Below are 353 nucleotides of genomic sequence, written 5' to 3' on the forward strand. Positions count from 1 at the left end.
GGTTAATACCGAGCGTTCAAAACGGCTGGTGATTTCATCCAGCGAACCTTCCATCGCATCTTCGCCCACGGCTACCGTTGCGGCGTCATAATCCGGCAACAAAATATCCTGTGGACGCAGCTCATAACCGTCCAGTTGTGTCAGTGCGCGATAGATAGCGTTCTTTAACTGCCGCACATTTCCCGGCCACGCATATCGCGTAAGTACAGTATTCAGGTCAGCGGCCAGTTTCGGACGCGGCACGCCCTGCTCGTCGGCAAAGCGGGCGACGAACAGCTCAGTTAACGGCATGATGTCCTGCGGACAGTCACGTAGCGGCGGCAGATTGAGCGTCAACACGTTCAGACGATAAT

Annotated in this window: 1 protein-coding gene; it reads right to left on the reverse strand. The window is 55.2% G+C overall.

Annotation, left to right across the window (positions count from 1 at the left end):
* On the reverse strand, positions 1-353 hold a 353-nt coding region (locus KH400_RS22820; RefSeq protein ID WP_498067643.1), incomplete at both ends, for an AAA-type ATPase lid domain-containing protein.

Source organism: Desertibacillus haloalkaliphilus, assembly GCF_019039105.1.
Lineage (GTDB): Bacteria > Bacillota > Bacilli > Bacillales > KJ1-10-99 > Desertibacillus > Desertibacillus haloalkaliphilus.